The organism is Streptomyces sp. NPDC079020, from assembly GCF_044542225.1.
Classification (GTDB): Bacteria; Actinomycetota; Actinomycetes; order Streptomycetales; family Streptomycetaceae; genus Streptomyces.
Map to the genome: position 1 here is coordinate 95,628 of NZ_JBITUB010000013.1, position 14,942 is coordinate 110,569.

Genomic DNA, 14,942 nt, shown 5'->3' on the forward strand with positions numbered 1-14,942 from the left:
GGGGCGCCTCGCCGCGGTGGGCTCCGACCGGGCCGAGCAGGTCGAGACGCAGCCGATCCGCCGCATTCTCCGCACCCGTCGTACCTGCTGTGTCTGTCGCGGCCGTCGTGCCGGTCGCATCTGCCGGATCCCACGCGCCCGCGCCTGAGCCGACTGTGTCCGCTGTGTTCGTGCCCACGCCGCAGTCCCCCATGGTCCCCGTAGTTCCCCGTTGCTCTGCTGCAGCCGAGTCTTCTGCCGCCGCCGAGTCCTCTGTTTCATCGGAATTTCATCGGAATTGCAGTGTCTCGCGAGAGGGTTCGGGACGTTGTGCCGGGTCCCGGTCCCGACCGTCGCTCCGGCCTGGCCCCATGGGACGGGTTCCTGCCGGTCCCGATGGCATAAACCGTACGAAAGCGAGCTGTTCCGTGAGTGAGACCCCGCAGGTGGACCCCCGGCAGGGCTTCGGCGAGAGCCGTCCCACCCAGCCGCTCGGGCAGGGCACGCCGGCCTGGGGACCCGCGGCGCAGGGACCCAGCCAGGCGCCGCCCCCGATGCCGGGTCAGGCGCCGCCGCCCGTCCCGCCGCAGGCGCCGGGTGGGCCCTCGGCCTGGTCGCAGCCGGTTCCGGCGGGCGGTCCGGGCAACCCAGGCCCGCGCGGCGGCCGTTCGCGCATCTGGCTGATCGGTGGCGTTGCGGCGCTCGCCGTGGCCGTGATCGTCGGCGTGGTCATCGCCACGTCAGGGGGCGGCGACAAGGGCACCGCGTCGGGCAAGCCCTCCGGCTCCCCGGGAAACGCCGCCAAGCCGGAGGCGCCGTCGAGCAAGGCGTTCACCAAGGTGCCCAAGGGGTGCGAGCTGATCAAGGCGTCCACCATCGAGAAGATCGCGCCCGGAGGCGAGTGCACGCCCGGCTTGATGGACGACAAGGATCTGGCCTCGATGATCACCAGGATGCCGAGGTGGGAGCACCCCGGCTACGGCGGCGCCTATCAGAGCCTGGATGTGAACCTCATGGTCGGCACGACGGCCAAGAGCACGTACGACATGAACAAGAAGACCGCTCTCAAGGACCTCGGGGGCATGCGCAAGGTGCAGGAATCCCGGTCGGTCAGCGGGCTCGGCGAGGAGGCCTTCGTCGTCGACACCGTCGACACCATGGACGGGTCGCTGGCACAGGCTGAGGTGATCGTCCGTGAGGGCAACGCCTCGCTGACCATAAACTTCACCTACAGCCGGGATACCTCCGACATCACCCAGAAGCGGGCCGAGGACGCCGCCGTCACCGCCGCCCGTGATGTGCTGGGCTCGCTGAGCTGACCGCCCGCGGCAACGACGTGCACACACCCCCGTACGGAGGCAGCGACCCCACGGCCGTGCAGCCTGCGCACACCACAGTGCCGCAGCCGCCGGCCGCGGCGACCCGGCCGGTCACCGCCGTCCCGCGGCCGCCCGGCCAGGTCTCTCAGCAGCAGAGCCCTGCCCGGATCGGCCCCTACGAGGTCTTCCAACTCCTCGGCGAGGGCGGCATGGGCAGGGTGTTCCTGGCCAGGTCACCGGGATCGCGCCTGGTCGCCCTGAAGGTCATCCGGCCCGAGTACGCCGAGGCGCCGAGCTTCCGCGGGCGTTTCCGGCGCGAGGCCGAATCCGCCCGCCGGGTGAGCGGGTTCTTCACCCCGCCGGTGCTCGACGCGGACGCCGATGCCCCACAGCCCTGGCTGGCCACGGCCTACGTCCCCGCGCCGTCGCTGCACGATGTCGTACGCACCTTCGGTGTGCTGCCCGAGCCTGCCCTGCGGGCCCTGGGCGCCGGCCTCGCGGAGGCGCTGCTGGCCATCCATGACACCGGCATCGTCCACCGCGACCTCAAGCCCGGCAACGTACTCGTCGCCGAAGACGGGCCCCGCGTCATCGACTTCGGCATCAGCAGGGCGGTGGACGGCACTCAGTTGACCCGGACGGGCGCCGTGATGGGGACGCCCGGGTTCATGGCGCCCGAGCAGATCGTGTCGAGCCGCGAGGCCGGACCGGCGGCCGACGTCTTCTCCCTGGGCTGCGTCCTGGTCTTCGCGGCCACCGGGCGGGGCCCCTTCGGCGCCGGAGGGACGGCCGAGATCCTTTACCGGGCCGTCCACCAGCAGCCCCAACTGGCCGGCGTTCCAAAGGCGTTGAACCCACTGATCGCTTCCTGTCTGGAAAAGGATCCCGCCCGCAGGCCGCCCGCCGCGTCGGTGCTGGCCGCGCTGGGGGCAGCCGACCCTGCCGCGCTGCTCACCGAGGGTCTGCGGGAGGATCTGGCGCGGCGGAAGGCGCACGCCGCCGTTCTGGTGGCCGCACCGCCCATGCCCATGACGTCCCTCGCGCCGCCCGTCGACCCGCTCGCCACCGCCGTCCCGAGTCGCCGCAGGTTCCTGTGGATCGCCGCGGCCGGTACCACCGTCGCAGCGGGCGCAGGCGCCGCGACGCTGGCCGGGTGGCGGTCGAAGCCTGGCAGGACCCCGGACCGGGCCGGCGGCAGTGCGGGCACCACCGGCCTGCCCGAGCCCAAGGTTCCGGCCGGCCCGAAGCCGCAGTGGTCGGCTCCGCTGAAGAAGCTGGAGAGCGGACAACTGCGGCTCCTCGGCGACACGTTGGTGCACTGGGACCAGGGCAGCGCGTACGCCTATGACGCCGCGACCGGGGAGGAACGCTGGACGGGTTCGCTGCGCGCACCCTCCGACGTCTCGGGGGATCCGAAGTGGCTGGGCGTGCACGGATCGATGCTGTACGCCGAGGCCTGGGGCGGCGAGCGCGGCTATCTCTTCGGCATCGACGCCACAGGCAAGCAGAAGTTCACCCACGCGGTCACCCAGCAGGGCGCCGGCACCCGGTCCGCCGACTCCGTCGAGAGCGTTCTGTCCGTCGCCGGTTCGGTCGCCGTCGTCGGCACCAGTGGCGACGACGGTTATGGCGTGCTCGCGGTCGATATCGACTCGGGCGAGGTGCTGTGGTCGCGCACGGTCAAAGGCAGCGACTTCCAGGCCTACGCCGACGGAAGCCTCTGCTTCCTGCAGGACAACGGCACGCTCCGCGGACTCGGCATGCGCTCGGGCACCGAGCGGTGGCAGGTCCGGGACGTCATCGAGCCCGGCGCCTATCCGCACCTGTCCACCGACGGCAAGACCCTGCTCGTCACCAGTACCAAGGTGCAGGCCTTCCGCGCCGCCGATGGCGAGAGACTGTGGACCGCCGTCAACGAGACGACCACCATCAGCCCGGCCAGGGTCCGCGGTGAGCGGGCCTATGTCTACGACGGTCCGGGCACCGTGTTCGCCCTGGACATGCAGAGCGGTGAGCAGGTGTGGCACACCGCGAGCCCGGTGGACCTGACGACCACCGGCGGTGCATACGACCAGGGGCCCACCGTCTCCGCGTCCGTGGTGGCCATCGCCACGTTCGCCACCGGCGACGTCCCGGGGTTCGTCGTTCTGCGCGCCATTGACGGCAAGCCGCTCTGGGCGCACCAGCCCTCCGGGAGCAGAGCCGGGGGCAAGAGCGACTGGCTGCTGCAGGCCTCCGGCAGCACCCTCTTCGCCGCATCCGAGACCACCCTCTACGCCTTCCGGAGCGACACCCCGTGACCATGCCGCCGTCCCCGCCGATGCCGTCCGCGCGCCCCCCGCAAGCCGCCTCACCCGCCTCGTACATCGGCCCCTACCGGGTGATCCGGGAACTCGGCGCGGGCGGCATGGGCCTCGTCCACCTCGCCGCATCGCGCAGTGGCCGTGCGGTGGCCGTCAAGGTCGTACGTCCCGAACTGGCCGCCGACCCCGATTTCCGCCGCCGCTTCAAGGCCGAGGTGGACGCCGCCCGCGCGGTCTCCGGCGCCTTCACCGCGCCGGTCGTCGACGCCGACCCCGAGGGGCCCCAGCCCTGGCTGGCCACCGCGTACATCCCCGGCCCCTCCCTCGCCGACGCCCTGGACGCCCACGGGCCCATGCCCGAGTCCACCCTGCGCGTGCTCGGCGGCGGCCTGGCCGAGGCGCTGGCCGCGATCCATCGCGCCGGGCTCATCCACCGCGACCTCAAGCCGTCCAACATCCTGCTCACCCTCGACGGCCCCAGAGTCATCGACTTCGGCATCAGCCGGGCCGTAGACGGAACCGTGCTCACCGCCGAGGGCCAGGTCGCCGGCTCGCCCGGCTTCATGTCGCCCGAGCAGTCGAGAGGGGGTGAACTCACGTCCGCCAGCGATGTGTTCGCCTTCGGCGCCGTGCTCGCCTTCGCCGCCACCGGCATCCCGCCCTTCGGCACCGGTGCGGCCCACGCCCTGCTCTACCGGGCCGCCTACGAGGAGCCGCAGCTGAACGGCGTCCCGCACGGCCTGCTCGGCATCGTCGCCGCCTGCCTCGACAAGGACCCCGCCCGGCGCCCCACCGTCGAGCACCTGCAGGCCCGGCTGCGCCCGGAGACCACCGTCGGCTGGCTCGGCGCGGTCGAACTGCAGGTGACCGAGGACGAGCGCACCCTGCGGGACGTGGTACGCGCCCCGCTGCTCAGCCGCCGCCGGTTGTTGACCGGCGGCGCGGTGCTCGCCGTTACCGCGGCGGCCGGGGGCACCGCCTGGTTCCTGCACTCACGGGGCGAGGACAGCAAGGACACGGTCGCCACCCCCGAACTGGACTGGACCAATGAGCTTCCGCAGCGCACCATGTCCCTGCGCGCGGTTACCCGGTCCACGCTGCTGTGCACCCGACTGGCCTCCGGCGCCTGCTTCGACCGGGACACCGGCAAGCTCCTGTGGAAGGACCTCGGCGGCCAGAACACCGACGCCCTCACCGACGACAAGCGCGTCTACACGGTACGTACCGACGGCAAGGTGCACGCGTTCGACGGCCGGTCCGGCGAGGAGGTGTGGGACGCGTCCCCGGCCGGGGACAGCGCGCCCGAGCTGGACTTCTCGGACGGCGAGTTGGTGGTGACCATGAGCGACGGGCGCATCCAGGCCCTGGAGGCGTCGAGCGGCGAGGTGCGGTGGACCTCGACCGACGTGGAAGACGTAAGCATGGTCCTCGGCGCCACCCCGGCGGGCGCGCTGCTCGCCTGGGGCAGCGCATCGAAGACGAACCCGGCCGCGACGCTCAACGGATACATGGCCCTCGCCCCGGACACGGGTCAACGCGTATGGGCGAAGGATCTCGTCACCCTGTACCCACCGGACAAGAGCAAGGTGCTCTACGGCATCGACGCCGACATGAAGCTGCTCGCCCTCGACCCCGACGACGGCGAGACGCTCTGGAGCAAACCCACCGAACTCCCGCCGACGAACAGCGAGATCCTCGGCTTCACAGGGTCCATGAGCCTGATCGAGGGAACCCTGTTCTGCTACCCGGGCACCAACTTCAACGGCTCGACCCGCGGCTTGCTCGTCGCCTTCGACCCGGCGTCGGGCAAGACCCTGTGGACAGTGCAGACCGCCGCCGACGGCAACCGCGGCTACGCACGCGCCGGCGCGACCGTCTGCTACCTGGACAAGAAGATCCTGCACGGGATCGACGCCAAGACCGGCGCGAGACGCTGGACGGCAGGGTCAGGCCTGGCTGACCTCGAGTTCCTGGGCGCCCTGCGCGGACTCTTCCTCGCCGCGGGCAAGAAGGGCCTGTACGCCTTCGACGCCGACACCGGCAAGCAGGTCTGGCACTATCAGGCCACCGGCGGCTCCGGCTCCTGGTCGGCGCACGCCGTCGGTGACCACCTGTACGCCACATGGTCCGGCAAGCTCTTCCGCTTCTCGGTGCCCAAGGCATAGGCGAACCCGCCTCAGGGAATGCTTGAATCGCCCTCCCTTGAGCGATTCCATCAGCGCACAGGTTCCCTCACTCCTGTGGAGCGCGACGAGCCAACCCGGGAGGTTCGGTACCGACTGCGCTCCGAATCCGTGGCCGGCGAGGCCGCGCTGCGATCACGCGGGGACGCCAGCGACTCTATCGCTGCCCGTCTCCCTGGTACTGGCGTCCACCTGGGCATGTCCTGACGGCTCTTCGCCGCGTGCGCCGCTCTGCACAAGGCGCAGTCCGAGATGCCCGTGAATGAGTCCCTGTTCCTGCCCGACCTTGTCAGGCTGCGTCACAGCGTCGACGACGAGGAGCGCGAGGAGTACACGAGCCACCCGCCGTGCCTACTACGAGCAGGGAGAAGAGCGAGGCCCACGCCTGCGCGCAGATATCCGCCACGGATTCGCGCAGGCTGATGCACGGTTCTGGAGCGATCTTCTGTCGGGGCGCCAGGTTGAGGTGTCCCTGGAGGACTCGGAGGAGAGCGGGCTCCTGGAGGGAACGACTGCCGAAACCTACCTCGCGATCGAACACACCGAGCCTGTGCTGGCCAATGCCCGCGAACGTCGGTAGGCGCAAACGCCTACTGCGTCGCGGGCGCGCGATCGCGGAGAAGGCCCGTTCCGATAGCTTCTCGCGCGGGCGGTGGCTGCTCTTTAGGGCAGTGACAATGCTGCTCAGGTCGCCTGATACACCTATAGGTGCGGCCAGAGTGCGGCCGGACGCCTTTGGACGAGATAGCACAGGGTGTAGTGGCGGGATCGCCCGCACGTCTTCTGATCAGGCAAAACAGCACCCGGTGACACGAGCCGGAACCAGCTGTCACGAACCCCCGTGGTCTCGTAATGCGTAGGTCTCGGGTTCGAATCCCGAAGGCGGCTCCGTGGTGAACCCCAGGTCAGGCTTCTGACCTGGGGTTTCTTGTTTTCGTTGACCTTGGGATCTCGGTAGATCGGGCACTGTCCGTCTGTGCATCGCAATGCGTAGGTCCGAGGTACCGTTTCCGTGACGGGATCCAGGCGCTGAGCCCCCTGAACCGGGGTTTTGCGTGTTCTGACTCCTGGTGCCAGCTCACCTGAAGGGTCTCCGGCGGACAAGCGGTGGACAGCCGTGCAGCGGCGGTGCAGGAAGCAGTCAACTACCTCGCGATGGGAGCTGTCTCTCTGGTCTGGCGACAACTGGGCCTGCTGTCCGCCAGCGTAGGTGGCTTCGGACAAATCAAGGTGCCGGGCTTCGGCTACATCAGCTTTCAGAGTTGTCCACCGCACCCGGAGCGGTTCATGGCCGGGTAGGCCTACGCAGTCCTGCTCGCGCTGATGGCGCGGCCGTCGGGACAGTCGGCGTTGCGAATGGAACCTGCCCGTCACTACTCCCGACTGCCCGTTCAGGCAAGCTGTTCAGCCGTTTGAGTGACGTCACGTCAAAGTTCTTGTTCATCCGGTCGCTCCAATGGCTCACTGAAGTATCCGAACCGGCGGGCCGCCCATCCCTCTTCGGGGAGTGCGGCCCTTGGCTGTTCGCTGACTTCGATTCAGGTGGGGCAGCGTTCGGGCCTTTTGTGTCGCGACGGGTATCCCCGTAGAGGATTTGCAGCCGCCAGCTGTTGCCGTGGTCTGGCCCCAGCTGGTGCGACAGCTCCGCTGCCTCGACGTGTAGGGGGGCGTCATGAAATTCATCAGCACACACCACAGATGCCTTTGGCGCCCCGTCTCCGAGGGGATCTCACCCTGCCCCTCTCCGGACCTGGTCGACCACCGGATCCGGACTCTGTCCGACCGATCCGGATGGTCAGTATGCCGCCGTCCGGACGGACAGGGCTTCCTTATCCACCGGGGCCGACGCATGACCGGTCAGCCGCGGGCCACCCACATCTACCAAGAGGAGACTGGCCTTGGTTCCACTGGTCAGCTCCGTGGCACTTAACTCGGGTCCGATGACCGGCGGTTTCACGGTGACCCTGGCAGACATCGGGTTCATCGGTGCCACGGTGATGCTGTTCGGCGGTATGGCCGCGAGTTCGTTCACGGTGGTGTCGGCCGTCCGGATCGCCGCGGTGCCGACGCGGGAGCCGGCACCCTCCAGGTCACCCCTACCTCGCCGGACGGCATTGGTTCGCCGTCCGTGACGTTCACTTACGTCACGGTGTCCGTGCCCACCCTCACGTTTGTCACTCCTGGCCGGGGCCCGATTCGGTTGGCAGTACTGCGACGCTGACCGGCATCGCTTTCAGTGCGATGGTCCCGTCAGGGGCCGTCGGGACCGTCATGACCCAGGGGCAGGCAACGGTCTGGCTTACGTCCGTGGACCTCCGCTGAACGTGTAGTGGCTTCATCGGCGGGCCTCCCGCGGCACCTCACGCTCCGCGGCCAGTGGCCCGCGGACCGGGCTCCGCACCCGAGCTGGTGCCGATCAGTCAGCCACCCCTGCTGGGGCCTGATCCGATCCGACGTCATCAGCCACCCAGCAGGCCAACTGATCGTCATCATTGGAGGAGCGACATGCACACTGCCCGTGGCCTGTACCTCTACCGTGCCGGGAGGCATGCGGCGGCACCGGTGACCGCGTGCGCCGACGTGCCGTACCCCCGGTCCGAGGGGCGGCGCATCACCGGACCGGTGCCTCGGGGCTGCTGCGGTCCCACTGCCCGGTGGGCGTGGTACGGCAAGGCCGGGACTCTTTCCCCGGGCGGGCAGCCGTCCTCGCTTCACGGGGCGGGTGAGTGGGCGTCATGAGCGGTGTCTTCCCCGAACAGGGGTCCTCCGCCGGCGGGACCCAGGTGACCATCTTCGGCCGCCACCTCGGCGGCGCGACCGCCGTGCACTTCGGTGCCCGCCCCGCCCTGAGCTTCAGCGTCGTCGACGACCAGACTGTGCGTGCGGTCTCTCCGTCGGGCAGTGGCGCCGTACCGGTGAGCGTCACTACCCCCGGCGGCACCACCACGATCGGTTACTTCTTTTACCTCCTCGTGCCCCGCTTGTCCAGGGTCGCCCCCGGTAGCGGTCCGCTGGTCGGGGGCAACCCCGTCACCCTGACCGGCGCGAATCTGTACACCGCGGAGAGCGTGCACTTCGGGGACGCGACGGTGTTGCCAGCGGCGCTCACCGACCAACGGCTGGTCGTCGTCGCTCCTGCCGCTGCCGTGCCCAGTACGGTTCCGGTCTATGCCGACGCGGTCGGGGGCGTCAGCAACCGGCTGCCCTACACCTATGCCGCAGCTCCGGCGATCTTCAGTCTCAGCCCGGCGAGCGGACCCATCGCCGGCGGGACGACCGTCGTTGTCAGGGGCACCGGGCTGGGTGGCGCCACCCGTGTGGCATTCGGCGGATTCTCCGCGCCCTCCTTCCGCTCCAACTCCGACACCCTGATTGTCGCTGTGACACCGCCGGGCCTCACAGGGCCTGCCACAGTCACCGTCACCACCCCCGGAGGCAGTGCCACCCTTCCGGGCGCCTTCACCTTCAGGGCGGATTCGGAGACCGTGGTGACCTCTGGTCCTGACCCTTCCGTCTCCGGCGAACCAGTGGTGGTCACGGCCACCGTGACGGGGATTCCGATGACGGCGAGCACGCCGACCGGCACCGTCACCTTGGAGTTCGGCGACGGGACGCCGGGGGTGACGGCACCGCTCACAGGCGGTACGGCCACCGTCATGCACGCCTACTCCGGCCCGTCGGTGAGCCCTTATACCGTCACTGCCACGTACGACGGTGACAGCGATTTCTACGCCTCCGCCGGTACGGACACCCACACCGTCGTCCGGGCGGCGACGACCATGACGGTCGCGGGTGTGCCTGATCCTGCGGTGTTCGGTGAGGCGGTCACCCTCAGTGCGATGGTGACAGTTGTCCCGCCGGGTGCCGGTGTGCCTTCGGGGACGGTGACGTTCAGCGTCAGTGGTACGGGCGGGGGTACGTTCACCGGCATCCTCGACGGCACCGGTGCGACCACGGTCGTCGTCAGTACGCTCGGGGCGGGTGAGCACAACGTCAGCGCCACGTACGACGGTGATGCGAGCTTCACCGGTTCGACCGGCACGGGCGCGCAGACGGTCAACCGGAGTGCGACGACCACGACGTACACCACGCCGCCGAACCCGTCGGTCACGGGGGAGACGGCCAGTGCGATTGCCGTGGTCGAGGCTGTCTCCCCGGGTGCCGGCATCCCCACGGGGACGGTGACCTTCGCGGTGAGTGGCGGGGAAAGCGGTGACGTGGCGTTGGACGCCACCGGCACGGCCACCGCGAGTGGCATTCTCCCTGCCGGGCTCTACTACACCACTGCCACGTACAACGGTGACGCCGACTTCACCGGGTCGAGCGAAAGCAACATCCATGCCGTTGAGCAGGCGTCGACTACGACGACGGTGGTGTCTTCTCCCGATCCCTCGACGTTCGGTGAGGCTGTGACCGTCACAGCGACCGTCGCGCCTGTGGCGCCGGGTGCGGGCGTTGCGACCGGTACGGTCACGTATCTCATCGACGGCGATGGCCCGGTCGACGTGCCGTTGGACGGTTCGGGACAGGCTTCGCTTGTCACCAGCGCGCTTGCTCCCGGAGGCCACGACATCACCGCTGTCTACGGCGGCGACACCGAGTTCACGGGCTCGACCGGTACTGGTACCCAGACGGTTGCCCAGGCGGGGACGACCACGACGGTCACGTCCGGGCCCGATCCGTCGGTGTTCGGTCAGGCGGTCACGTTCACGGCGGCTGTCGTGCCGCCTGGGGCGGGCACGCCGACCGGTACGGTCCTCTTCACGATCGACGGCCCCGGCGGCGGCACCTTCACCAGCCCCCTGGACGCTGCCGGCAAGGCCGAGGTAACCACCAACGCCCTGGAAGCGGACGCCCATACGGTGACCGCGGTCTACGGCGGTGATGCGAGTTTCACCACCTCCACCGGCACCTCCACGCGCACGGTCGCCCAGGCGGCGACGAGCACCACGGTGTCGTCCTCGCCCGACCCGTCCGCCTTCGGTGAGACGGTGACGCTGACCGCCGTCGTCAGCCCGGTCGCGCCGGGGGCGGGGACGCCGACCGGGACGGTGGCGTTCACCGTCAGCGGCACCGGCGGCGGCACGCTGACCGGCACGGTGGACGCCAGCGGCGTGGCCACCGCGTCCATCGACAGCCTGGACTTCGGCACCCACACCATCTCGGCGGTCTACGGTGGCGACGGTAATTTCGGCGGTTCGACCGGAGCTGGTTCGCACAGTGTGGTGACGCAGCCGTCTACGACCACGGGGGTGACGTCTTCGCCGAGTCCCTCTCTCTATGGTGAGACCGTCACTTTCACGGCCATCGTCGCTCCGGTGGCGCCGGCCACGGGTATTCCGACGGGCACGGTTACCTTCACCGTCACGGGCTCCGGCGGTGGCACGCTTGCCGGTGCGCTGGACGAGAGCGGCGTGGCGACCGTGAGCACCGACCTTTTGGGTGCCCAGGTTCACAGTGTGACCGCTTCCTACAGCGGTGATGCGACTTTTGACGCGTCCAGTAGCAGTACGACTCATACGGTGGCGCAGGCGGCGACGTCCACGGTGGTTCTCGCCTCGCCGGATCCTTCGGTTTTCGGGCAGCAGCTCGTGGTCACGGCGACGGTCGCTCCCGTCGCGCCGGGCGCGGGGGTTCCCACGGGGGCGGTCACTTTCAGCGTGAGCGGCGGGGAGACGGCGACGGTGTCCCTGGACGCCGTCGGCACCGCCGGCTTCACGACCAGCACGCCGGTGGGAACCGGCGATCACACGATCACCGCGGTCTACAGCGGTGACATCGACTTCACCACCTCCACGGGTACCGCCACCCAGACCGTCGGTCAGGCATCGACCACGACGGCGGTGACGTCCTCGCCCGATCCCTCGACGTTCGGTGAGCAGGTCACCCTCACGGCGACGGTGGCCCCGGTCACCCCGGGCGCGGGTGTCCCGACGGGGACGGTGACCTTCTCCTCCAGCAGCGGCGGCTTCCGGACAGTGGCCCTGAACGGCGCCGGGATCGCGACGTTCACCACCAGCGTGCCCTTCCAGGCGGGCACCGATACCATCACCGCCACCTACAACGGCGACACCGGATTCGTCACCTCCTCCGGCAGTACGGCGCAGACCGTCAACCAGGCGGCCACGACGACGGTCATCTCCGCGCTCGGTCCCTCGGTCTTCGGCGAGTCGGTCCCCCTCACCGCGACAGTGGTCCCGGTTCTGCCTGGTGCGGGCGACCTGTCGGGGACGCTGACCTTCACGATCGACGGCCCCGGGGGCGGCACCTTGACGGCGCCGGTCGACTCGGGCGGCAGCGCCTCGGTGGCCATCAGCACATTGGCGGCCGGCAGCCACACGATCACGGCGGCCTACAGTGGCGACGCCAACTTCACCACGTCCACGGGTACCGGCAGCCAGACGGTCGGTCAGGCGGCCACGACGACGAGGGTGGCGGCCTCGCCCAACCCTTCGGTCTTCGGGCAGCAGTTCACGGTCACCGCGACCGTCGCCGCCCTCCTGCCCGGTGCAGGTGTCCCGACGGGGACGGTGACGTTCACGATCGACGGGGTGGGCCCGTTCGACGTGGCGGTGGACGGTTCGGGCCGGGCCACGTTCATCGACAGCGACCTGGCGGCCGGGAGTCATTCCTTCACCGCCGTCTACAACGGTGACGGGAACTTCACAGGGTCGACCGGTACGGACACCCACACCGTCGTCCGGGCGGCGACGACCATGACGGTCGCGGGTGTGCCTGATCCTGCGGTGTTCGGTGAGGCGGTCACCCTCAGTGCGATGGTGACAGTTGTCCCGCCGGGTGCCGGTGTGCCTTCGGGGACGGTGACGTTCAGCGTCAGTGGTACGGGCGGGGGTACGTTCACCGGCATCCTCGACGGCACCGGTGCGACCACGGTCGTCGTCAGTACGCTCGGGGCGGGTGAGCACAACGTCAGCGCCACGTACGACGGTGATGCGAGCTTCACCGGTTCGACCGGCACGGGCGCGCAGACGGTCAACCGGAGTGCGACGACCACGACATACACCACGCCGCCGAACCCGTCGGTCACGGGGGAGACGGCCAGTGCGATTGCCGTGGTCGAGGCTGTCTCCCCGGGCGCCGGCATCCCCACGGGGACGGTGACCTTCGCGCTGAGTGGCGGGGAAAGCGGTGACGTGGCGTTGGACGCCACCGGCACGGCCACCGCGAGCGGCATCTTTCCCGTCGGCGTCTACCTCAGCACCGCCACATACAACGGCGACACCAACTTCACCGGATCAAGCGACAGCAACACCCACACCGTCGAACAGGCCTCGACCACGACGACGGTGGCGTCCTCGCCCGACCCCTCACGCTTCGGGCAGCCGGTCACCGTTACGGTGACCGTCGCGCCTGTGGCCCCCGGTACGGGGACAGCCACCGGTTCGGTCACCGTCACCATCGACGGTGACGGCGGTGGCATCTTCACCGCGCCCGTCGACGCCACGGGACGGGCCACCGTCACGATCAGCACGTTGGCGGCCGGCAGTCACTCCATCGCGGCGGTCTACAGCGGCGACATCGGCTTCGCGGGGTCCAGCGGCAGCCACTCCCACACCGTCGAACAGGCCTCGACCACGACGACGGTGGCGTCCTCGCCCGACCCCTCACGCTTCGGGCAGCCGGTGACCTTCAGTGCGAGGGTGACCGTCGACCCGCCGGGGGCCGGTGTCCCCACGGGCACGGTGACCTTCACGGTCGGCGGTACCGGCGGTGGCATTCTCACCGCGCCCGTCGACACCACGGGACGGGCCACCGTCACGATCAACACCTTGACCGCGGGCAGCCACTCCGTCACGGCGGCCTACGGTGGTGACGACGACTTCACCGGATCGACCGGCACCTCCACGCGCACGGTCGCCCAGGCGGCGACGAGCACCACGGTGTCGTCCTCGCCCGACCCGTCCGCCTTCGGTGAGACGGTGACGCTGACCGCCGTCGTCAGCCCGGTCGCGCCGGGGGCGGGGACGCCGACCGGGACGGTGGCGTTCACCGTCAGCGGCACCGGCGGCGGCACGCTGACCGGCACGGTGGACGCCAGTGGCGTGGCCACCGTCACCACCGGCACCCTGGGCTTCGGTGCCCACACCGTCACGGCGCTCTACAGCGGAGATGCCAACCTCACGTCATCGACGGGCACCACCACACACAGTGTGGTGACCCAGCCCTCGACCGCCACCACCGTCATCGCCTCCCCGGAACCGTCCGGCTACGGCCAGCCAGTCACCCTCACCGCGACCGTGAGCGCACTGCCGCCGTCCACGGGTACGCCGACGGGCACGGTCACGTTCACCCTCAGCGGCACCGGCGGCGGCAGCGTACCCGGCACCCTGGACGGCAGCGGCGTGGCGACCGTCACCACAGCCATCCTGGGCGCCGGCACACACAGCGTCACGGTCACCTACCACGGCGACCCCACCTTCGCCCCGTCGAACGGCAGTACCACCCACACCGTCAACCAGGCGGCAACCGCGACCACCGTCACCGCCACACCCCAACCCTCCGCCTACGGGCAACAGGTCACCGTCAGCGCCACGGTCGCCCCGCTCACACCGGGCGCCGCCACCCCCACCGGAACGGTCAGCTTCAGCTCCAGCACCGGTCTCAACATCACGGTGCCCCTCAACACCTCCGGTACGGCCACCTACACCACCCAAAGCCCGCTCCAAGCCGGTACCGAGACCATCATCGCCACCTACAACGGCGACACCGACTTCACCACTTCCACCAGCACTCACACCCACACCGTCAACCAGGCAACGACGACCACGACAGTGACGTCGTCTCCTGATCCGTCCGCGTTCGGTCAGCCGGTGACCTTGACCGCGACGGTCGCGGCGGTTCCGCCCGGTGCGGGCGCCCCGACGGGGACGGTGACCTTCACCATCGACGGCCCCGGGGGCGGCACCTTGGCGGCGATGGTCGCCCCGGGCGGAACCGCCACCGTGACCACCAGCACGCTGGCGGCCGGCAGTCATTCCGTGACGGCGGTCTACGGCGGTGACGCGAACTTCGCGTCCTCGACCGGGACCGACACGCAGATGGTCAATCCGTCCGCGACCACCACGACGGTCACCTCTGCGCCCGACCCTTCCGTGGTGGGGCAGACGGTGACCCTCAGCGCGGCGGTCGCGGTGGTT

General features: G+C 69.9%; 5 protein-coding genes. All 5 read left to right on the forward strand.

Annotated elements, in window-relative coordinates; translation table 11 throughout:
* Positions 1-407: 407 nt before the first annotated feature.
* Complete coding sequence (locus ACIGJO_RS25900) at positions 408-1,298, forward strand: hypothetical protein (RefSeq protein ID WP_399961882.1); 891 nt, start codon at positions 408-410, stop codon at positions 1,296-1,298.
* A gap of 56 nt (positions 1,299-1,354) precedes the next feature.
* Positions 1,355-3,598, forward strand: coding sequence for a PQQ-binding-like beta-propeller repeat protein (locus ACIGJO_RS25905; protein ID WP_399961884.1), 2,244 nt, complete (start codon positions 1,355-1,357; stop codon positions 3,596-3,598).
* 2 nt (positions 3,599-3,600) lie between these two features.
* Positions 3,601-5,766 (forward strand): PQQ-binding-like beta-propeller repeat protein, encoded by a 2,166-nt coding sequence (locus ACIGJO_RS25910; RefSeq protein ID WP_399962089.1) that lies wholly within the window; start codon positions 3,601-3,603, stop codon positions 5,764-5,766.
* A 1,125-nt stretch (positions 5,767-6,891) separates the two neighbouring features.
* A complete protein-coding gene (locus tag ACIGJO_RS25915) occupies positions 6,892-7,083 on the forward strand; it encodes a hypothetical protein (protein ID WP_399961886.1) in 192 nt (63 codons plus the stop codon).
* A 1,436-nt stretch (positions 7,084-8,519) separates the two neighbouring features.
* A partial coding sequence (locus ACIGJO_RS25920) for an Ig-like domain repeat protein (protein ID WP_399961888.1) occupies positions 8,520-14,942 on the forward strand: 6,423 nt, incomplete at its 3' end.